The sequence below is a fragment of the Bradyrhizobium sp. UFLA06-06 genome (genome assembly GCF_054820065.1).
The window spans coordinates 13,320-32,477 of the sequence record NZ_JADFUD010000049.1 but is presented as its reverse complement, the minus strand read 5'-3'; the positions used below and the strand labels follow the sequence as shown (position 1 = coordinate 32,477).

General features: G+C 65.7%; 17 protein-coding genes and 1 pseudogene. 9 read left to right on the top strand and 9 right to left on the bottom strand.

Annotation, left to right across the window (positions count from 1 at the left end):
* Positions 1 to 2: 2 nt before the first annotated feature.
* Positions 3 to 506 carry a TadE/TadG family type IV pilus assembly protein gene (locus IF803_RS31145; RefSeq protein ID WP_461194712.1) on the top strand — a complete coding sequence of 168 codons (504 nt, stop codon included), beginning with the start codon at positions 3 to 5 and terminating at the stop codon, positions 504 to 506.
* Entirely contained in the window at positions 503 to 880 is a 378-nt protein-coding gene (locus tag IF803_RS31140) for a TadE/TadG family type IV pilus assembly protein (RefSeq protein ID WP_283067727.1), read from the top strand. Before IF803_RS31145 ends, IF803_RS31140 begins: the two co-directional genes overlap by 4 nt.
* Positions 881 to 890: 10 nt before the next feature.
* Here the strand turns inward: IF803_RS31140 and IF803_RS31135 are convergent, their stop codons facing one another.
* Both IF803_RS31135 and IF803_RS31130 read right to left on the bottom strand, forming a co-directional pair.
* Positions 891 to 1,268 carry a response regulator gene (locus IF803_RS31135; protein ID WP_028340383.1) on the bottom strand — a complete coding sequence of 126 codons (378 nt, stop codon included), beginning with the start codon at positions 1,266 to 1,268 and terminating at the stop codon, positions 891 to 893.
* Between the two features lie 37 nt (positions 1,269 to 1,305).
* Entirely contained in the window at positions 1,306 to 2,172 is an 867-nt protein-coding gene (locus IF803_RS31130; protein ID WP_461194710.1) for an MJ0042-type zinc finger domain-containing protein, read from the bottom strand.
* Between the two features lie 181 nt (positions 2,173 to 2,353).
* Here IF803_RS31130 and ftsE point away from each other — a divergent pair, with 181 nt between their 5' ends.
* From ftsE to IF803_RS31110, 4 genes are all read left to right on the top strand, one after another.
* On the top strand, positions 2,354 to 3,013 hold the full coding sequence (ftsE, locus tag IF803_RS31125; protein WP_016845305.1) for a cell division ATP-binding protein FtsE: 660 nt from the start codon (positions 2,354 to 2,356) through the stop codon (positions 3,011 to 3,013).
* The gene (locus IF803_RS31120) at positions 3,006 to 3,977 is read left to right on the top strand and encodes a cell division protein FtsX (protein ID WP_461194709.1); all 972 of its coding nucleotides are present in this window, start codon (positions 3,006 to 3,008) and stop codon (positions 3,975 to 3,977) included. Before ftsE ends, IF803_RS31120 begins: the two co-directional genes overlap by 8 nt.
* Before the next feature lie 178 nt (positions 3,978 to 4,155).
* Positions 4,156 to 4,869: a YdcF family protein gene (locus IF803_RS31115; protein ID WP_028340386.1), complete on the top strand. Its 714-nt coding sequence runs from the start codon at positions 4,156 to 4,158 to the stop codon at positions 4,867 to 4,869.
* Between the two features lie 13 nt (positions 4,870 to 4,882).
* Complete coding sequence (locus IF803_RS31110) at positions 4,883 to 5,641, top strand: lysophospholipid acyltransferase family protein (protein WP_461194707.1); 759 nt, start codon at positions 4,883 to 4,885, stop codon at positions 5,639 to 5,641.
* 42 nt (positions 5,642 to 5,683) lie between these two features.
* On the opposite strand, the gene IF803_RS31105 is transcribed toward IF803_RS31110, so the two are convergent.
* The 4 genes and pseudogenes from IF803_RS31105 to IF803_RS31090 all read right to left on the bottom strand — a co-directional run bounded on the left by IF803_RS31105 (position 5,684) and on the right by IF803_RS31090 (position 10,052).
* Positions 5,684 to 6,907, bottom strand: a complete 1,224-nt coding sequence (locus IF803_RS31105) for an ABC transporter substrate-binding protein (protein WP_461194706.1) — start codon at positions 6,905 to 6,907, stop codon at positions 5,684 to 5,686.
* 162 nt (positions 6,908 to 7,069) lie between these two features.
* Entirely contained in the window at positions 7,070 to 8,551 is a 1,482-nt protein-coding gene (locus IF803_RS31100) for an aldehyde dehydrogenase (protein ID WP_461194705.1), read from the bottom strand.
* A gap of 120 nt (positions 8,552 to 8,671) precedes the next feature.
* A pseudogene (locus IF803_RS31095) lies at positions 8,672 to 8,983 on the bottom strand (peroxiredoxin family protein); the annotation flags it as partial.
* A gap of 187 nt (positions 8,984 to 9,170) precedes the next feature.
* Positions 9,171 to 10,052: a LysR family transcriptional regulator gene (locus IF803_RS31090; protein WP_028340391.1), complete on the bottom strand. Its 882-nt coding sequence runs from the start codon at positions 10,050 to 10,052 to the stop codon at positions 9,171 to 9,173.
* 128 nt (positions 10,053 to 10,180) lie between these two features.
* On the opposite strand from IF803_RS31090, the gene IF803_RS31085 reads away from it, so the two are divergent.
* Entirely contained in the window at positions 10,181 to 10,834 is a 654-nt protein-coding gene (locus tag IF803_RS31085; RefSeq protein ID WP_028340392.1) for a hydrolase, read from the top strand.
* A 153-nt stretch (positions 10,835 to 10,987) separates the two neighbouring features.
* Here the strand turns inward: IF803_RS31085 and IF803_RS31080 are convergent, their stop codons facing one another.
* Positions 10,988 to 14,281 carry an efflux RND transporter permease subunit gene (locus IF803_RS31080; RefSeq protein ID WP_461194703.1) on the bottom strand — a complete coding sequence of 1,098 codons (3,294 nt, stop codon included), beginning with the start codon at positions 14,279 to 14,281 and terminating at the stop codon, positions 10,988 to 10,990.
* A 260-nt stretch (positions 14,282 to 14,541) separates the two neighbouring features.
* On the opposite strand from IF803_RS31080, the gene IF803_RS31075 reads away from it, so the two are divergent.
* Positions 14,542 to 15,048 (top strand): AAA family ATPase, encoded by a 507-nt coding sequence (locus tag IF803_RS31075; protein WP_461194702.1) that lies wholly within the window; start codon positions 14,542 to 14,544, stop codon positions 15,046 to 15,048.
* Positions 15,049 to 15,078: 30 nt separating this feature from the next.
* Here the strand turns inward: IF803_RS31075 and IF803_RS31070 are convergent, their stop codons facing one another.
* Both IF803_RS31070 and IF803_RS31065 read right to left on the bottom strand, forming a co-directional pair.
* Entirely contained in the window at positions 15,079 to 16,875 is a 1,797-nt protein-coding gene (locus IF803_RS31070; protein WP_461194700.1) for a caspase family protein, read from the bottom strand.
* A gap of 86 nt (positions 16,876 to 16,961) precedes the next feature.
* On the bottom strand, positions 16,962 to 17,567 hold the full coding sequence (locus tag IF803_RS31065; protein ID WP_461194698.1) for a gamma-glutamylcyclotransferase: 606 nt from the start codon (positions 17,565 to 17,567) through the stop codon (positions 16,962 to 16,964).
* Between the two features lie 197 nt (positions 17,568 to 17,764).
* On the opposite strand from IF803_RS31065, the gene IF803_RS31060 reads away from it, so the two are divergent.
* Positions 17,765 to 18,952, top strand: coding sequence for a DUF2125 domain-containing protein (locus tag IF803_RS31060; protein ID WP_461194697.1), 1,188 nt, complete (start codon positions 17,765 to 17,767; stop codon positions 18,950 to 18,952).
* Positions 18,953 to 19,158: the final 206 nt, after the last annotated feature.

Genomic DNA, 19,158 nt, shown 5'->3' with positions numbered 1-19,158 from the left:
CGATGCAAATCCAGAAATCCTCACCCACGAGCCACGGCGGGTTGCTTTGCTCTCTGACACAGCGCGTGAGCGCCGCCGTTCACGACAGACGCGGCGTCGCGGCCATCGAATTCGGCATCATGATCCCGTTGCTGTCCCTGATGGTCGTCTCGGTAACCGACATCGGGCTTGCACTCTATCGCAAGATGCAGGTCGAAAATGCCGCGCAGGCGGGAGCGCAATACGCGATTGTGCGCGGCTTTGACGAGACTGGCGTTACCGGCGCCGTGACAGCCGCCACGAATTCCACAGCCATCAACGCTTCGCCCAAGCCGTACCAGTTTTGCGGATGCCCGACGAGCTCGGGGGTCAGCACCGTCAGTTGTGGTGCGGTCTGCCCCAGCGGCGCGCAGGCCGGAACATATGCCATGGTTTCGGCGCAAGGGACGTATTACACGCTGATCAATTATCAGATCGTGGCGGCCTCATACACCTATAGCGCCCAGTCCACTGCGAGGCTGCAGTGAAACTCACAACGCTATGGCAGGACAATCGCGGGGCCTCGGCGCTGGAATTCGCCCTGACCGCTCCCGTGTTCTTCCTGTTCATATTTGGCATCGTCGAATTCGGGCTGCTGTTCTGGACCCAGCTCGGGCTGCAGCACGGCACTGAAATGGCGGCGCGTTGCGCGACCGTCAACAGCACGCTCTGTCCAAGCGGCAGCGCCATCACGAATTACGCCGCGCAGCAGGCGTTCGGCCTTACGCTGCCGGCGCAGACATTCACCTATTCCACGTCAGCCTGCGGCAACGTGGTCAGTGCGAGTTATGCATTTCAATTTGCACAATTTCTCAATTTGTCGCCGGTGACGCTGACCGCCCGAGCATGCTTTCCGAGTTGAGCTCGTAACCCTAGCTGGCCTTCCGCGCCGCCAGCGCGTCCGCGACTGCGGTGCGGATATCGGCCACCGAGAACGGTTTCGTCACCACGTCATGCACGATCGCCTCGAGGCCGGAGGCGCGCTCGCGCTGATGGGCGAAGCCGGTCATCAGCAGGATCTTCAACGCAGGGAAGTCGCGCGCCGCGGTCAGCGCCAGTGCGATGCCGTCCATCACGGGCATCTGGATGTCGGTGAGCAGAAGGTCGAACGCGCCTTCGTCGCGCGTCAGCACCTCCAGCGCCTCGGCGCCGTCCTGCGCGGTCACGGTTTCGTGGCCGTCCATGGCGATGGCGCGCGCCACCAGCGAGCGCATCGAGTCTTCGTCGTCGGCGATCAGAACACGCGTCATGGTGATTGGTCGGTTCCCGATGGAGTTGACCGGCGGCTCACGCGCGGCTGCCGGTGAGATCACGCTTGTTGAAGAAGCGTACGTCGATATTGCGGCCTTCGGGCGGCGGCGAGGCGAGGCGCGACTTGAAGAAGGCCCGCTCGCCGGGATTGAGCACCGGCTGCTCCAGCACGGCGTTCCAGGCATAGATTTCGGCGCCCTGCGCGTCGCGGACCGAGAAGCGCAGCCGCGGCAATTCGACCGGCTTCCTGGTCTGGCCGACGATCATGCCCTCGATCACCAGTACCGGCTTGCCGTCCACGGTCTCGTTGGTGATCTTGAGATCCTTGAAGGCGAGCCCGCGCAAATTCACGTCGAGCCCGGCCATCTTGTAGAACAACGCGGTCTGCGGCAGCAGCCGCACCACGTCGTTGCGCCAGACGAACAGCGCGACGACCAGCGCGGCCATGGCGCCACAGGTGGTCGGCAGGGCGCCGATCACGGGCATGAACGGAATTCGGGGCAGGGCGGGCAGGCGGAACAGGCGGGGAAGCCGGGGCAGGCGGAGGCGCCCCCTGGTTCCGGCGTCCCCGGCGTCGGCATGGGCTGCGGCATCCGCCTCGGCCAGCGCCGGCCATTCCGAGGCTGCGTCGCTGCCCTCGGCGGGCAAATCGGCCGAAATCGAGGGGCTCTCGACCACCGGGGTCGCGTCAGCTTCCTCCCGGCCCAAGGCCTCCCATTCGGCGGCGAGATCGGAACCGGCGGACTGATAGGCCAGGGTGGGCGCGGTCGCCCCGATGGCGTCCTCCGGCCGGGCCAGCCAGACCTCCCGGCAGCGGGAACAACGGACGGTACGTCCGGCCTCGCCCAAGGTGGCCGGATTGATGGCGTAGGATGTTGTACAATGCGGGCAAACAATATGCATGGAGGCCGAATCTCCACCGTGTGGATGCCCGGATGCTACTTAGCGACCGTTAACGAATCGGAAACCATAACCGAAGCACAAGCTTTCTGTGCGGTTCGCGGACGCTCGGCCGAAGTTCGGGCCGTCTTCGCCGTCGGTGTGGGGTATTGGGCCATCGGCCCTCTCGAACGGAGCTAGCGCATTGGTTCGGTTCGAAAATGTCGGTCTGCGCTACGGGCTCGGCCCGGAGATTTTGCGCGACCTCTCGTTCATGATCCCGGCGCACTCGTTCCAGTTCCTCACCGGGCCGTCGGGCGCGGGCAAGACCTCGCTGCTGCGGCTCTTGTTCCTGTCGTTGCGGCCGACCCGCGGGCTGGTCAATCTGTTCGGCAAGGACGTCTCGCTGCTGAGCAAGGACCAGGTCGCCGACCTGCGCAAGCGCATCGGCATCGTGCTGCAGGATTTTCGCCTGCTCGATCATATGACCACCTATGAGAACGTCGCGCTGCCGTTCCGCGTGATGGGCCGCGAGGAATCGAGCTATCGCCGAGAGGTGATCGACCTCTTGAAATGGGTCGGCCTCGGCGAGCGCATGGATGCGCTGCCGCCGATCCTGTCGGGCGGCGAGAAGCAGCGCGCCGCGATCGCGCGCGCGGTGATCTCGCGGCCGCAGCTGCTGTTGGCGGACGAGCCGACCGGCAGCGTCGATCCGACGCTCGGGCGCCGCCTGCTGCGGCTGTTCATCGAGCTCAACAAATCCGGCACCGCGGTCATCATCGCGACCCACGACATCACGCTGATGGATCAATACGAGGCGCGGCGGCTGGTGCTGCATCAGGGACGGCTGCACATCTATGAATAGGAGCGGCGACGAGAAAGTGTCGTTGGTCGATCTCGGGCGCGAACGCCCGCAGGTCCCGGCCACCGCGCGCAACATGTCGCCGATCGTGCCGCGGGCGTCGATTTCGGGCCGTGCGCTGGTCGCGGTCGTCGCGATCATGACCTTCCTTGCCTCGCTGACGACAGGCACCGTGCTGCTGGTCAGCGCGTCGGCCGCTGAATGGCAGTCGGAAGTGTCGAGCGAGATCACCATCCAGGTGCGCCCCTCGCCGGGCCGCGACCTCGATCGCGACGCGCAGGCCGCGGTGGAGGCGATGCGGGCGCAGCCCGGCATTCTCGAGGTCCGTCCGTTCAGCAAGGAGGAATCCGCCAAGCTGCTGGAGCCGTGGCTCGGCAGCGGGCTCTCGATCGACGAACTGCCGGTGCCGCGCGTCATCGTGGCGCGGGTGCAGCCCGGCACCACGCTCGATCTCACCGGCTTGCGCGCGCGGGTGACGCAGGTGGCGCCGACCGCAAGCGTCGACGATCACCGCGCCTGGATCGAGCGCATGCGCTCGATGACCGGCGCCACGATGTTCGCCGGTGTCGGCATCCTCATCCTCGTGATTATCGCCACCATCATCTCGGTGTCGTTCGCGACCCGCGGCGCGATGGCTGCCAACCGCCCGATCGTCGAGGTGCTGCATTTCGTCGGCGCCGGCGACAGCTTCATCGCCAACCGCTTCCTGCGGCATTTCCTTCGGCTCGGCCTCCAAGGCGGGCTGATCGGCGGCGGCGCGGCGATGCTGGCGTTCGGCTTCTCCGAATCGATCGCCAACTGGTTCTCCGGCACGCCGGTGGGCGACCAGTTCGCGGCCTTGCTCGGCACGTTCTCGCTGCGTCCGTCGGGTTATCTCGTGCTGGCGATGCAGGCGGTGCTGATCGCGGCGATCACCGCGTGGGCATCGCGGCGCACCCTGTTTGCCACGCTCGACGACATCGACTGACGGCGCCGCGAAAACTCGAAATCATGGCGCCGCCTCGTGATTGCATTTCGTCGCCCGCATTTCGTCGCCCAGGTGTGATTTCGCGCGCATGCATGCGGCCCTGGCGGAGGGGAAAACCGGTTTCCACTTTTCCGGATCATGCTTTAAAATCCCCCGGGGGGAAGGATAACCGCATCACATGAGTTTGCAGTCCGACGATACGTCGCCGAATGGCCTTGCCGCGCGCCCGCGTGGCTGGCTGCGCGCCGCCATCGTCGCGCCGCTGGCGCTTGCCTTCGTCGCCGCGGCGGTCGGCTTTGTCGGCTTCCTCTCGCAATTGCGCGGCGTCGAGACCGATCCGCCGCACAACGCCGACGGCATCGTGGTGCTGACCGGCGGCTCGTCGCGGGTGTCCGACGCGATGGAGTTGCTGGCCGCGGGCTACGGCAAGCGCCTGCTGATCTCGGGCGTGCATCCGACCAACGACGCCCACGACATTTCCCGCTCGGTTCCGGACAGTCAGGGGCTGATGCGCTGCTGCGTCGATCTCGACCGCTCGGCGGTCAACACCCGCAGCAATGCGGCGGAGACGCGGCGCTGGGCGCGCGAGCGCGGCTTCAAGTCGCTGATCGTGGTGACCTCGAACTACCACATGCCGCGGGCGCTCGTGGAACTGTCACATGCGATGCCCGATGTCACGCTGATCCCGTTCGCCGTGGTCGGCGACAAATGGCGCGACGAGCCGTGGTGGACGAGTGGCGGAACGTTCCGTCTCTTGCTATCGGAATATGCCAAATATGTCGCCGCGGAGATGCGGGTGCGGCTGGCCGATCTCGGCCTCGACCTGACCTCCGATCTCGCCGAGCAGCCGGCAACGCCGCCACCCCGCCCGGCTACGGCGCTGGCGAATTAGTACTGGGACTTAGATGATCTTCCTGCGTTCGCTGATCTTCAACGTGCTGTTCTATCTGGTGCTGGTGGCGCTCTGCATCATCGCGCTGCCGGCGCTGCTGCTGCCGCGCGGCGCGCTGATGGCGATCGAGGCCGCGTGGGCCAACATCAGCCTGTTCCTGATGCGCGTGATCTGCAACATCAGGATCGAGTTTCGCGGGGTCGAGAAGATTCCGAGCGGGCCGCTGGTGGTCGCCTCGAAGCACCAGTCGTTCTGGGAGACGTTCGCGCTGGTGCGCTTCTTCGAGCATCCGCTGTTCATCCTGAAGCGCGAGCTGATGATGATCCCGGTGTTCGGCTGGTACCTCAAGAAGGTCGGCATGATCTCGGTCGAGCGCGGCGGTGGTCCGCGTTCGCTGATCAAGACGCTGAAGCGCGCGGCGGCCGAGGTGAAGCTCGGCCGCCAGCTTGTGATCTTCCCCGAAGGCACCCGCACCGCGCCCGGTGCGGCGCCGAACTACAAGGCCGGCGTCGCGCAGATCTATGCCGAGAGCGGCGTGCCGTGCCTGCCGATCGCGCTCAATTCCGGGCTGTTCTGGCCGCGCCGCACCTTCATGCGCTATCCCGGCACGCTGGTGGTCGAATTCCTCGATCCGCTGCCGCCGGGATTGCCGCGCGATGAGTTCATGACCCGCCTGCGCGACCAGATCGAAACCGCCACCACCCGCCTCGTCGAGGCCGGCCGCGCCGAGCAGGCGAAACTGTTCGGCGGTGTGCCGAACGCGAAAGGGTAGGCCGCGATGCGGTGAGTTACCGTATCGCGAATGGCGTCGCCATCACTGACCGGCCGCCGCGTCGGTGTTGAAGGTCTCGCCTTGCGGCACCCAGCTCTTCCCGTCGAACGTCGCGATCTGCATCTGCGTGAACGGCGCATAGCGGTCCGGCCGTGTCGAGATGGCGATGCCGGGCAGGAGCAGCGGCGCGACGACCTTGTTGAGGTTGGTCGCCTGCTTCAGCAGGTTCTCGCGCGTCAGATCGTCGCCGCACATCTCGATGATCTTCACTGTCATATAGGCCGAGATGTAGCCGGTGACGTTGCTGCCGTCGGCGATGTCGCCTTGCGGATACCACTTCGCCAGGAAATCCTTGAACTCCTTCACATCGGCCGCGTTCTCCCAGCTCGGATCAGTGGGCGTCTTGAACGCCAGTGCGGTCAATAATCCCTTCGAGGCTTCGACGCCGGCCGGCTCCATGACGCCCTTGATCGATGAGGAGACGCTGACCACGTAATTCAGCGGTTTCCATCCGAGCTCGTAGACCTTGCGGATCGCCTGCGCGCCGAACTTGGGCGTCGCCATCGTGAACAGCGTGTCGGCGCCGGATGCCTTCAGGGAGACGATCTGCGAGTCGACGGTGGGATCGGAGACCTCGTAGGTCACCTCCTTGACGATCATCGTCTTCGCCTTGTCGCCGAGGCCATCCTTCAGCCCCTTGACGTAATCCTTTCCGGCATCGTCGTTCTGGGAGAACACGCCGAGCTTCGCGTCGGGCTTGTTCTTCAACAGGTATTTGGCGAAGATCATGCCCTCCATCTGGTAGGGCGGATAGAGCTGCGTGGTCCATGGGAAGTTCTTCGGGTCGTCCCATTTGGCCGCGCCGGTCGAAATGAAGATCTGCGGGACCTTCTTCTGGTTGAGATACTTCTGGATCGCTGAATTGGTCGGCGTGCCGATGGTGCCGATGATTGCCAGCACCTCGTCCTGTTCCACGAGACGTCGCGTCTGCTCCACGGTCTTCGGCGGCGAATAGGCGTCGTCCAGTGAAATCAGCTTGATCTTTCGGCCATTGACGCCGCCCTTCGCGTTGATCATCGCGTAGTAGGCCTCTTCCATGCGCCCCTGGGTGCCGTAGGCGGACGCTGGACCGCTGTAGGGCATGGTCTGGCCGATCTTCACTTCGGTGTCGGTGACGCCGGGGCCGTATTTCTTGTCGGCGAACGCCGGTTGGGCGGCGGCAAGTGTGAGCGCGCAGAACAATGCGCCTGAGTAACGAAGCGTCATGGCGAATCTCCCCAAATATCGGCCACACTCTTCGGTGTATGCCGTAGGCACTCATGATCGCTGCTCCGCGCTGCACGTCAAGTGCGGCCGCTTGGCGCGCGGGTGCCGTCGTACCTCTGTCCGTCCGAAAGAGGTAAAGCAAGCGACGTCAGTGCGGAAAGCTTACCGCATCACGAACGGGTTCGCCGGCACGTCCGTCGCGGTCGAGATCCAGACACTCTTGGTCTCCTGATATTCGCGGACCGCGTCGATGCCGCTTTCGCGGCCGACGCCGGAGTGCTTCATGCCGCCGAACGGCATCATGTAGCTGATGGCCCGGTAGGTGTTCACCCACACGGTGCCGGCGCGCAGTTGCTTCGGCACGCGGATGGCGCGTGCGAGATCCTTGGTCCAGATGCCGGCGGCAAGGCCGTAGATCGTGTCGTTGGCGATCCGGATGGCGTCTTCCTCGGTGTCGAAGGAGATGATCGACAGCACCGGGCCGAACACTTCCTCGCGCGCGATTCGCATGGTGTTGTCGACATCGGTGAAGATGGTCGGCTCGACGAACTGGCCGCCCTTGATGCCGTCGCCGGAGGCCGGCTTGCCGCCGAGCAGGCAGCGCGCGCCCTCGGCTTTCGCGATATCGATGTAGTCGAGCACCTTCTTGTATTGCGCCGGCGTCGTGATCGGGCCGACATTGGTGTCTGACTGCATGGGATCGCCGATCTTGGCGGACTTCGCCAGCTCCAGCACCCGCGCGACGAATTTCTCCTTGATCGAGCTCTGCACCAGAAGGCGCGATCCGGCGATGCAGGTCTGCCCCGTCGCGGCGAAAATGCCGGAGATCGCGCCGGCCGCGGCGGCGGTGAGGTCGGCGTCCTCGAACACGATGTTGGGCGACTTGCCGCCGAGCTCGAGCGAGACGCGCTTCAGGCTCTTGGCCGCGGTCTCGTAGACCTTTGCGCCGGTCGTGTCCGATCCGGTGAAGGTGATCTTGGCGACGCCGGGATGGGCGATCAGCGCGGAGCCCGCCTCGGGACCGAAGCCGGTCACCACATTGAAGATGCCGTCGGGAATTCCGGCCTCCTTGGTCAGCGCGGCGAATTCCAGCGTGCTGGCCGAGGTGAATTCCGACGGCTTGACGACCACAGCGCAGCCGGCGGCGAGCGCGGCGGCGCATTTCCAGGCGACGAACAGCAGCGGCGAATTCCAGGCGGTCAGCGCCGCGACCACGCCGACCGGCTCATGCGTCGTGTAGGCGAAGGTGTCCGCCTTGTCGATCGGCACCAGGCCGCCCTCAAGCTTGTCGACGAGCCCGCCGAAATACCACCACCACTCCGGATGGTAGCGCAGCTGGCCCAGCATCTCGGCCATCAGCTTGCCGTTGTCGCGCACCTCGATCTCGGCAAGGCGCTCGGCATTGGCCGCGACGAGGTCGCCGAGCTTGCGCATCGCCTTGCCGCGTGCGGAGGCCGTCATCTTCGCCCAGGGGCCGCGCCACATCGCCTCATTGGCTGATTTCACCGCCTTGTCGGCGTCGGCGGCTGTGCCGCGCGGGATCTTCGCCCAGGTCTCGCCGCGATAGGGATCGATGCTGTCGAACCATTCGCCATTGGCGGGGTCGACATACTGGCCGTTGATGTAGAGCTGATAGGTTTTCATGACATCCTCCCGCAAGGCGATGGTTCTGGTTGGCGGAACGCTATCACGCAATGCGCGACGCCGTCATAACGCAGTCGCGTGAGCCGGGTTGCAGCCGGGGCGGGGCCGCTATCGGCTATGCGGCGTGCCTTCGCCGGCCTCGTCGACGCCGATCGGGAAGGTCAGCCGGTACTCGTGGATGAAGGCTTCCAGCGACACCTCCGTCATCGCCGCGTGGTGCTCGAATACGGTGTGCAGCCCGATCACCTGCAGATCCGAATGCTTGAACAGCTCGAACGCGCGCTGGGTCTGCGGCGTGCCGTGCGCGACGCAGCCGGGGCACAGCATCTGGAACGCGTGCAGCAGGACCGGGCGGCCGCGCAGCGCGGCCAGGGTCAGGGGTTCGCTGGTGTTGAACCAGCGCGACGCGGCGATATCAGGTGCGAGAGTCACAGCTGGGTTCCTTGCGTCTGTCACCTTGCGGCAGGGTGGCAAGATCGGCGCGGGTCTGTCAACGACCGGCGAAGCATGACCCGGAAAAGTGCGAAGCGGTTTCCGGACCGCGTGTCCTCTGCGGCCCAAGCCCGCTCGGCATACGTCGTCTCTTTCGTGATCGATGGATCATTCGGACAGGAGCGGCTCACGCAAGGGGCGGATTTTCTTCGAGACGCTCGATCAACAATTCAGTGAGGGCCCGTACCTTCCGTGAGGGATGTTGGCCCGGCGGGCGAACGACGTATGCACCTGCCGAAGGTGGTGGATGGCGTGTCATCACCGGAACCAGCGCTCCGGATGCCAAGTAGTCATGGATGACGCAATCGGGGAGCCAGGCGACGCCGAGCCCTGCCGCCGCGGCGACGGCGAGAGCTGTGCCGTTGTCGGCCTTGAAGCGCCCCCGCGGATGAACCGTGACGATTTCGTCGCCATCCATGAGTTGCCAGGTTTCGGTACCCTGCATCAGCGCTTCATGGGCGATGAGTTCGTCGAGCGTCTCGGGGGCACCGTGCGCCTCGATATAGTCCGGGCTCGCGACAAGCTTCCCGTAGATCGGTCCGACGCGTCTCGCGATCAGGTTGGAGTCTGGAAGATAACCAACCCGGATGGCGCAATCGAATCCTTCGGCAATAAGATCGACGAAGCGATCGCTGTAGGCGGTATAGATGTGAAGCTGCGGGTAGCGTCGCGCCATTTCCGCGAGTATGGGGGCGAAGTGGGTGGGTCCGAAAGAAAGCGGCACAGCAATTCGCAAGCGGCCACTTAGTTCTCCGCCAGGCAGGATTGTTTCCTTGGCTGCATCGATTTCTGCGCGGACTCTGGCTGCATGATCTCGAAATGTGTTGCCGGCTTCTGTGAGAGCAGCGCCACGGGTGGTTCTTGCAAGAAGTTGGACGCCTAGTTCCGCCTCAAGCCGGATCAGCCGCCGGCTGACGATCGACTTCGAAACGCCAAGCCGGCGCGCGGCGGCCGAGACGCCGCCAGCATCGGCAACTTCGACGAATGCAATCACGTCTTCGATGTCCAAATCAGCGTTCCCCATTTTGCGACACAGCTTGGCGGAATAGGGCGCTATCGTATCACAAAGGGGAATGACAAGTGTCCGGGCACGGCGCCGCAGGCGGCGCATGTCTCACCACAACAGAGGATGTATTCATGAGCTTTCGTAATGGGCTTGCTTCGCTTCTTCGCCCTGAAGACTCGGTGCTCGTTCTGATCGACCATCAGCCTTACCAGCTTGCGAACGTGAACAGCCACGAACCGCAGATGGTGATCAACAATACGGCGGGCTTGGCGAAGGCCGCCAAGGCCTTCAATGTCCCCACGATCCTGACGAGCGTGGTGGCGGAACGAGGCGGACTGCTCTTCCCCCAGATTACGGATGTGTTTCCCGGCCAGAAGGTGATCGACCGTACGTTCATCAACACCTGGCAGGACCGGAAGGTGGTGGATGCGGTCAAGGCGACCGGCCGCAAGCAGCTTGTCATCGCGGGCCTGTGGACCGAGGTGTGTGTCGCGATGCCGGTGATCCAGGCACTCGGCGAAGGCTGGGACGTGACGGTGGTCACCGATGCGTCGGGCGCCGTGTCGGTCGAGGCGCACGAGGTCGCCATCCAGCGCATGATCGCGGCTGGCGCTAACGTGATGACCTGGCTGGCGGTGGCGGCAGAATGGCAGCGCGACTGGGCCCGGACCGAACAGGCCGCCAAACTGACGGAGGTGGTCACGCAGCATGCCGGCGGCAGCGGCATCGCGTTTCTGTGGGAGCAACAGTTGCTCAACACGCCCGTGCCGAGCACTCGAGACTGATCTAACCGGGGATGACGAGAGCCACGAGCGATGCGCCGCGAGAGCTCACCGTTTGTCGAGCCTCGTCATTCCCCTCCCTATGAGAGTCGTCCACGCCTGGAAAGTGGGCGAGGCCCGATCCGTGGGCTCGATTGCGGCACCTTCGTCGCCTAGTCAGGACGCGCGTGCTGCGGCCCGGCGTGCGCGGCGCGCCGCGCGGCGGCGCTGGGTCCAGAGCCTGGCGCGGTCGAGATAGAGATAGACCACCGGTGTCGTGTAGAGCGTCAGGATCTGGCTCAGGATCAGCCCGCCGAAGATGGCGATGCCAAGCGGCTGACGCAGCTCGCTGCCTTCGCCGAGGCCGATCATCAGCGGCACCGCGCCGAACAAGGCGGCGAGGGTCGTCATCATGATCGGGCGGAACCGCATCAGGCAGGCTTCGTAGATCGCATCGCGCGACGACAGCCCGCGCTGGCGCTCGGCATCGAGCGCGAAGTCGATCATCATGATGGCGTTCTTCTTCACGATGCCGACCAGGAGGATCACCCCGATCATGCCGATGATGTCGAAATCGGTATGCGACAGCATAAGCGCGGCCACCGCGCCGACGCCGGCCGAGGGCAGCGTCGAGAGGATGGTCAGCGGGTGGATGTAGCTCTCGTAGAGCATGCCGAGCGAGATGTAGATCGTCGCCAGCGCGGCGAGGATCAGGAACAACTCGTTCGCCAGCGCCTGCTGGAAGATCTTCGCGGAGCCTGCAAACCCGCCGGAAATGCCCGCGGGCATGCCGAGCGCGTGCATCGCGTTCTCGATCGTGGTGGTCGCCGTGCTCAGCGAGACGCCCGGCGGCAGGTTGAACGAGATGGTGCTGGAGACGAGGAGATCCTGGTGGTTGACCGAGAGCGGCGTCTCGCCGTGCTCGAAGCGCGCGATACTGGACAGCGGGATCATGGTTTCCGCGCTGGTGGAGACCGCGGTTCCGGTCGATGCGACGCCCTTGCCGGTGGCGCCGATCGAGTTGGTGGCCTGGTTGCGCACCACATTGGCGGCGACCGCGCTGACCGAGCTTTTTTGCGAGGACGAGGCCACCGTGCCGGCCACCGCGTTGGTGCTCTGCGTGCCGCTCGCCGAGCCGCCCGAGGTCGAGATATAAACCTCCTTCAGGGTCTGCGGGTCCTGCGAGAAGCGCGGCGCGACCTCCATGATCACGTGATACTGGTTGCGCGCGACGAAGATTGTCGAGACCTGGCGCTGCCCGAACGCGTCATAGAGCGTGTTGTCGAGCTGGCTGACGGTGATGCCGAGCCGGGAGGCGGCGTCGCGATCGATGACGAGATTGGCCTGCAGCGCCTTGTTCTGCTGGTCGCTGTTGACGTCGGCAAGTGTCGGCTCCTTCTGCAATGCCGCGACGAGCTTTGGCGTCCACTCGTTCAGTTCCTCGAAGGTCGAGCCCTTCAGCGTGTACTGATACGCCGCGTTGCCCGAGCGCCCGCCGGCGCCGAGGTCGCCGATCGATTGCAGGAACAGGGTGGCGCCCGCGACGCTCGCCAACGGTTCGCGCAGCCGCTCGATCACCTTGTCGGCGCGCAGCCGGCGCTCGTCCATCGGCTTCAGCGAGGCGAACACGGTGCCGGTGTTGGTGCCGCCGGGACCCACGCCGCCGCCGCCGGTGAAGCCGACCGCGGTGTCGACCGCCGGATCCGACTTCACGATGTCGATGAACTGGATCAGCTTCTGCTGCATCAGCTGGAACGAGGTGCTCTGGTCGGCCTGGATCGAGCCGATCAGCAATCCGGTGTCCTGCTGCGGCACGAAGCCCTTGGGCACCACCTTGTAGAGATGGAAGTTCAAATAGAGCGTCGAGCCGAGGATCAGCATCACCAGGAGCGGATGGCGCAGCGCGAGGCCGAGCGTCGCCCGGTAGCCGTGCAGCATCAGCTCGAAGATGCGCTCGCTGATCCGGTAAATCCGGCCGTGCGGCTGGCCCTCCTCCTTGCGCAGCAGCACCGCGCACATCATCGGCGTCGTGGTCAGCGAGACCACCAGCGAGATCACGATCGCGATCGTGATGGTCATGGCGAATTCGCGGAACAGGCGGCCGACCAGGCCGCCCATCAGCAGGATCGGCACGAACACCGCGATCAGCGACACGCTCATCGACAGCACGGTGAAGCCGACCTCGCGGGTGCCGACCAGCGTGGCCTCGAGCCGCGACAGCCCGGCATCCATGTGGCGGGTGATGTTCTCCAGCACCACGATGGCGTCGTCGACCACGAAGCCGGTCGCCACCGTCAGCGCCATCAGCGAGAAGATGTCGAGCGTGTAGCCGAGCAGATACATCACGGCGAAGGTCGCGATCAGCGACACGCCGACCGCCACCACCGGGACCAGCGTCGCCCGCGCATTGCGCAGGAAGGCGAACACCACCAGGATCACCAGGGCCACCGCGATCAACAGCGTGATCTCGACGTCGTGCAGCGAGGCCCGGATCGTCTTCGAGCGGTCCATTGCGAGGGTGATGTCGACCGCGGGCGAGACCGAGGCCTTCAGCTGCGGCATCAGCCCTTTGACGCTGTCGACCATCTTGATGATGTTGGCGCCCGGCTGCCGGTACACGATCATCACGACGGCCGGCTTGCCATTGGAAACGCCGAGCGTGCGGACATTCTCGACGGAATCGATCACGTCGCCGACGTCGGTCAGGCGCACCGCCGCGCCGTTGCGGTAGGCGACGACCAGCGGCCTGTAGTCGGCCGCCTTGCGGGCCTGATCGTTGGCGTAGATCTGGTAGCGCTGGTTGCCGACGTCGATGCCGCCCTTCGGGCTGTGCGCATTGGCGCTCGAGAGCGCGGCGCGGACGTCCTCGAGCCCGATGCCGTATTTGTAGAGCGCCGGCGGGATCAGCTCGACGCGCACGGCGGGCAGCGAGCCGCCGCCGACCGAGACTTCGCCGACGCCCTCGACCTGCGACAGCTTCTGCGCCAGCACGGTGGAGGCGGCGTCATAAAGCTCGGCCGGCGTCAGCGTGTCCGAGGTCAAGGTGTAGATCAGGATCGGCGCCGAGGCCGGGTTGAACTTGCGGTAGGTCGGGTTGGCGCGCAGGTTGGTCGGCAGGTCGGCGCGCGCCGCGTTGATCGCCGCCTGCACGTCGCGCGCGGCGCCGTTGATGTCGCGGTCGATGTCGAACTGCAGCGTGATGCGGGCGGAGCCCAGCGAGGACACCGAGGTCATTTCGGTGACGCTGGCGATCTGCCCGAGATGGCGCTCGAGCGGGCTTGCCACCGTGGAGGCGACGTCGGCAGGGCTCGCGCCGGGCAGCGTCGCCTGCACCATGATGGTCGGGATGTCGACGTCGGGCAGCGGCGACACCGGCAGCTTGAAGAACGCAATGATGCCCGCCACCACGAGGCCAAGCGACAGCAGCGTGGTGCCGACCGGCCGTCGGACAAAGGGGGCGGAGAGGTTCATCGAATTTGCGAGCGCTGTTTGCGGAAGAGCTTCTATCCGTCCGCGCCGGGATGCAAAAGCCTAAATGTCACAGGGCGGCGCCATACCGCCGCCGCGATGTGTCTGACCGCAACACAGCGCCCGACGGCGGCCGTATTCTCGATCGTGTGGTTGTCGATCAATGCGCTCGAATCCGGTGCGGTGCGCGTCACGGTGCGTGGGAACGCGGGTGGAACTGAGCTAGTTTTCGGCCCTGATGATCGCAAGGGGGCGAGGGTGCAATGGCACGACTGATCGCACTGGCCGGGCTGCCCGGCGCCGGCAAATCCGGCATTGCGCGGCAGCTGGCGCCGCGCATCGGCGCGATGTGGCTGCGGATCGATTCGATGGACCAGGCGATCTGGGCATCGCCCTCCGCGCCGCGCGATCTCGCCGACTGGACCTACCGCGCGGCGCAGGCCGTCGCCACCGACAATCTCGCGCTCGGCTTCGACGTCCTCGCGGACTGCGTCAACGATTGCCAGGCGTCGCGCGAAGGATGGGAGGCGGCGGCGCAACGGGCCGGCGCCGACGTGAAATGGCTGGAGATCGTGTGCAGCGATCCGGCCGAGCATCGTCGGCGGGTCGAGACGAGAACGAGCGACATCGCGGGGCTCGCTCTGCCGGATTGGGATGCTGTCGCGCGCCGCGCTTACGATGCCTGGGATCGCGATCGGCTCATCGTCGACACGGCGCATCGCAGCCTTGAGGCCTGCGTCGACGAGGCGTTTGCGCTGCTGGGCAGATAGGCGCGCCGGGCCGCGGGCGCCGCATGCGGACTATTTCGCCGCATTCTGGCTCGCGCCGACGAAGTAGAAATCCTCGCTTCCCGGCACCGAACCATAGCTGAAGGGCTGTTGCCGCCGATCCGTCGCCGCCATGACGTCGTCGCGCACCAAGTCGAACAGCTTGCGGATCTCGATCCGCGGCGTCTGCATGCGCTTGATCAGGGCGGTCACGAACGGGCTGTGACCACCGTCGCCGTCGAGCGCGACCTGGCCGTGCTTGGCGGCGTAGACGACCAGCGTGCCGCTGTCGGGCTCGACCTGGGCCAGTCCCCTGCCGATGGAGCGCGACGCGACGGTGCGCTTGATCTGGTTGGCGAAGGGATTGTCGCGACAGGCATCGAGGATGACGAGATGCAGCTTGCGCGCACCTTCGGTCGCGCCCAGCACCTGGGTCAGGGCAACCGCCTCGAACGGCACATCGCGGTCGGTGGCGAGTTTCGCGTCGACCGGCACCAGATAGTTCTCGCCCGCCATCTCCATGCCGTGCCCGGCATAGTAGATCACCGCCCAGTCCGCGCCGTCGGCCGCGTTGGCGAACGACTTCAGCGCCTCGACCAGGCTGTCCCGCGTGGCGTCGTTCACGAGGCGGACATCCTGAAAGCCGACGGCGCGCAGCGTATCGGCAATCGCCGCCGCGTCCTGGCCGGGGTTCGGCAGCACCGGCACGGAGCGATATCTGGAATTGCCCACGACCAGCGCGACGCGCCGCTCCGGAATTGCTGCCTTCTGACCCACGCCGATCGGCGCGATCGGCACAGCCGCGGCGACCGCGGGGGGTGGCTTGGCCGCACCGTGATCCACGATCACGCTCTTGTCCGTGGTGGCGACCTTGTCCAGCCGTTGCAGGCCGTCCCTGGCGACGCGCTGGCCCTGCGTCCGGTCGAGCTGATCGAGGCCGATGACGTCGAGCGCATGGCGGAAGTCGGCGCGCGCACCTTCGATATCGCCCTTCTTCTCGTCGGCGAGGCCTCGGCGTGCGTAATTCAGCGCGCCCTGTGCATTGAGTTGAGTGGCGCGATCGTAATCGCGCACGGCCTGATCGAGCTCGCCTTTGCTGGCCAGCGTCAGGCCGCGCAGCGAATAGAACTCGGATTGCCCGTCCTGGATGGCGATCGCGCGTTCGATATCCCGCGACGCATTGTCGATGTCGCCGGCGCTGATCTCGACCACCGCCCGGCAATAATAGGGGCCGCCTGCGCGCGGTGCGACCTTGATCGCATCCTGGCAATGCAGCGCCGCGAGCCGGTCCTTGCCGCGGAAATCGTAGACCAATGCGCGATTGACATAGGCGTACCACGAGCTCGGATCGAGCTCGATCGATCTGCCGTAGTCGGCGAGCGCGCGATCGTAGTCCCCGGTAGCGACGAACAGCTCGGCGCGATTGTTGAACCAGCCGGCGCTGAACGGGCCGGCAGGCTTCAGCCGGATCGCCTGATCGAAGTCGCTCAGCGCGCGGTCATAGTCCTGGTTCTGCAGGAAGACCTTGGCCCGCTGGCCATAGGATGGCGCAAACGACGGATTGATCGCGATCGACTGATCGTAGTCCGCCTTGGCTTTCTCCAGATCGCCCTTGTTATGCCAGGCGAGCGCGCGGTTGTAATAGGTGATCGAAAGGTCGCGTCCCCTGGGATTGGCCGCGATCAGGCGGGTGCAGGCGGGGATCGCGAGCTCGGGGTGCGGATCCCTGGCGTCGCACGCCGCGCCATCCTCTCTCAGACCTGCATAAGATGGGGAATTCAGCAGCAACAGCAGGCCGATTGCGGCGAGCTTGGGCAATGAGAGGCGCATTCCGGTCATTCCATTCCAGCGACCGGAAATTGAGACCACAATGTTGTTCGCGCCGTGGCAAAAATTCGCGAGCGAGGTTCCGCGCCTCAGCCCGGATCGAGCCTGTCAGCCGCGCGCGCATCGCGATGCAGCGTGCCCGCATCGTGCAGCGTTGTCGCCAGCTGGTGCAGCTGCGTGTCGCGAAAGCCCTGCTTCTCGATCGAGGCCACGGTCGAGAGCACATAGTCGCGGTTGTTGCCGGAGCGGCCATGGCCCTGCAGCACCAGGCGCTGCTGCTCGGCGAGCGACAGCCGCCCGGCATATTGCACATGGCCGCGATCGACCACATAGGCCAGCGCAGAGACGCGCTCGCGCGCCGCATTCTCCAGCCACACCGAGCGCATCACCTCGCGATAGACGTTGGTGGTCTGCTCGCGTCCGCGCAAATAGGCGATGGTGTCGTGGCGCAGGCGGGCGGCGACGCGGAACGCGATGCCGCGGCAGGCGCCGCCGCGGTCGAGCCCGAGCACCAGGCCCGGCTTCTCCGGCGTGCCGCGGTGGTCGAACGAATAGACGCAGAGCGCGCGATGCTCGCCGATCAGCCGCGCCGGCAGCTGTTCCAGGAACTCGAAGCCCGGCTTCCACATCAGCGAGCCATAGCCGAACACCCAGAGGTCGCCGTCGGTTTCGGAATGGGGAGGATTTGCTGACATCGCGCTGATGGGCTAGCAGAACGGGCCGTCGAAGCGAAGCGGATTCCGTGATGTTTCCAAGGCTTGCTCAAGGCTTGCTCAAGGCTTGCTCAAGGCTTGCTCAAGGCTTGCTGAAGGCTCGCTCAAGGGTTGCTCGGGGCTTGTTCAAGGCTCGCGGCCGCTTAGATTTTGACAAATTCGCCCGCCAAAGGACCTGCATGTCGGATCAGACCTCCGCCCCCCGCCGCCGCTCGCGCTTCGGCCTCTATGCCGTCCCCGTCGCGGTCCTGATCGCCGCGGTCGCGTGGAGCGGCTTCTGGTTCTTCGCCGCCTCGCAGGTCGGCGTGCAGGCCGATGCCTGGCGCGCGCAGGAGGCGAAGGCCGGCCGGGTCTATGATTGCGGCGATCGTTCGGTGGCGGGCTACCCGTTCCGGTTCGAGGTCCGCTGCACCGATCCGAGCGTGATGCTGGTCTCGCAGACCGCCTCGCCGCAGATGGCGTTCGTGGCGCGGCTCGCCGAGATCCTGGTCGTGGCGCAGGTCTACGATCCCAAGCTCGTGATCGCCGAATTCAAGGGCCCGGCCACGATCGCCGAGCGCGGCGCGCAGCCGACGCTGTCGGTGGGCTGGAGCAAGGGACGCAGCAGCGTCGTCGGCCTGCCGGCGGTGCCGCAGCGCGCCTCGCTGGTGTTCGACGATCTCGCCATCGACCGCACCGGCGGCGCCGCGCCGGCGCCGCTGGCGCGGGTCAATCACATCGAGCTGCACGGCAGGCAGGTCGACGGCTCGGCGCCGGACAGTCCCGCGATCGAGACCGTGCTGCAGATTGCCGGCGGCACCTTGCAGGACGTGCATCCGCTGCTCGCCCAGCCGTTCAACGCCGACATCCATGCGCGGCTCAACGGCCTGAAGGATTTCTCGCCGAAGCCGTGGCCGGATCGCTTCCGCGAGATCCAGGCCGCCGGCGGCAGCGTCGAAATCCAGCAGTCGCGGATCGAGCAGGGCGATGTGCTGTCGGTCGCGGCCGGCACGCTGCGCCTCAACGCGCAGGGTCGCATCGAGGGCGAATTGCAGATGACGGTCGCCGGTCTCGAGCGCGTCATCCCCGCGCTCGGCATCGACAAGATGCTGGAGGAGGGCGTGCCGCAGTCGACGCTCGACCGCGTCGCGCCGGGTGTGAAGAGCCAGGACCTCAGCAATCTGTTCGGCGCGCTGGATCGCGCCATCCCCGGCCTCGGCAAGGTGATCAAGCAGAACGCCAATGCCGGCATTTCCGCCGGCATCAATTCGCTCGGCACCGAGGCCACGCTCGAAGGCAAGAAGGCGCGCAGCTTCCCGCTGCGCTTCGCCGACGGCGCGGTGTTCCTGGGGCCGCTGAAAGTCGCGCAGATTCCGCCGCTGTTCTGAGCGGATGGACGCTGCGGAAACATCCGTCATTGCGAGGAGCGATAGCGACGAAGCAATCCATGGCTCCGCATATGCCGCGCGATGGATTGCTTCGCTTCGCTCGCAATGACAGAGCTTACCGGTAAGGCCGCTCACTATCTCCTCGCGCGCGATATCGTCCGTCGCGGCAATCTATTCCCGGCGCCGCGATGAGAAAAACGTGACCG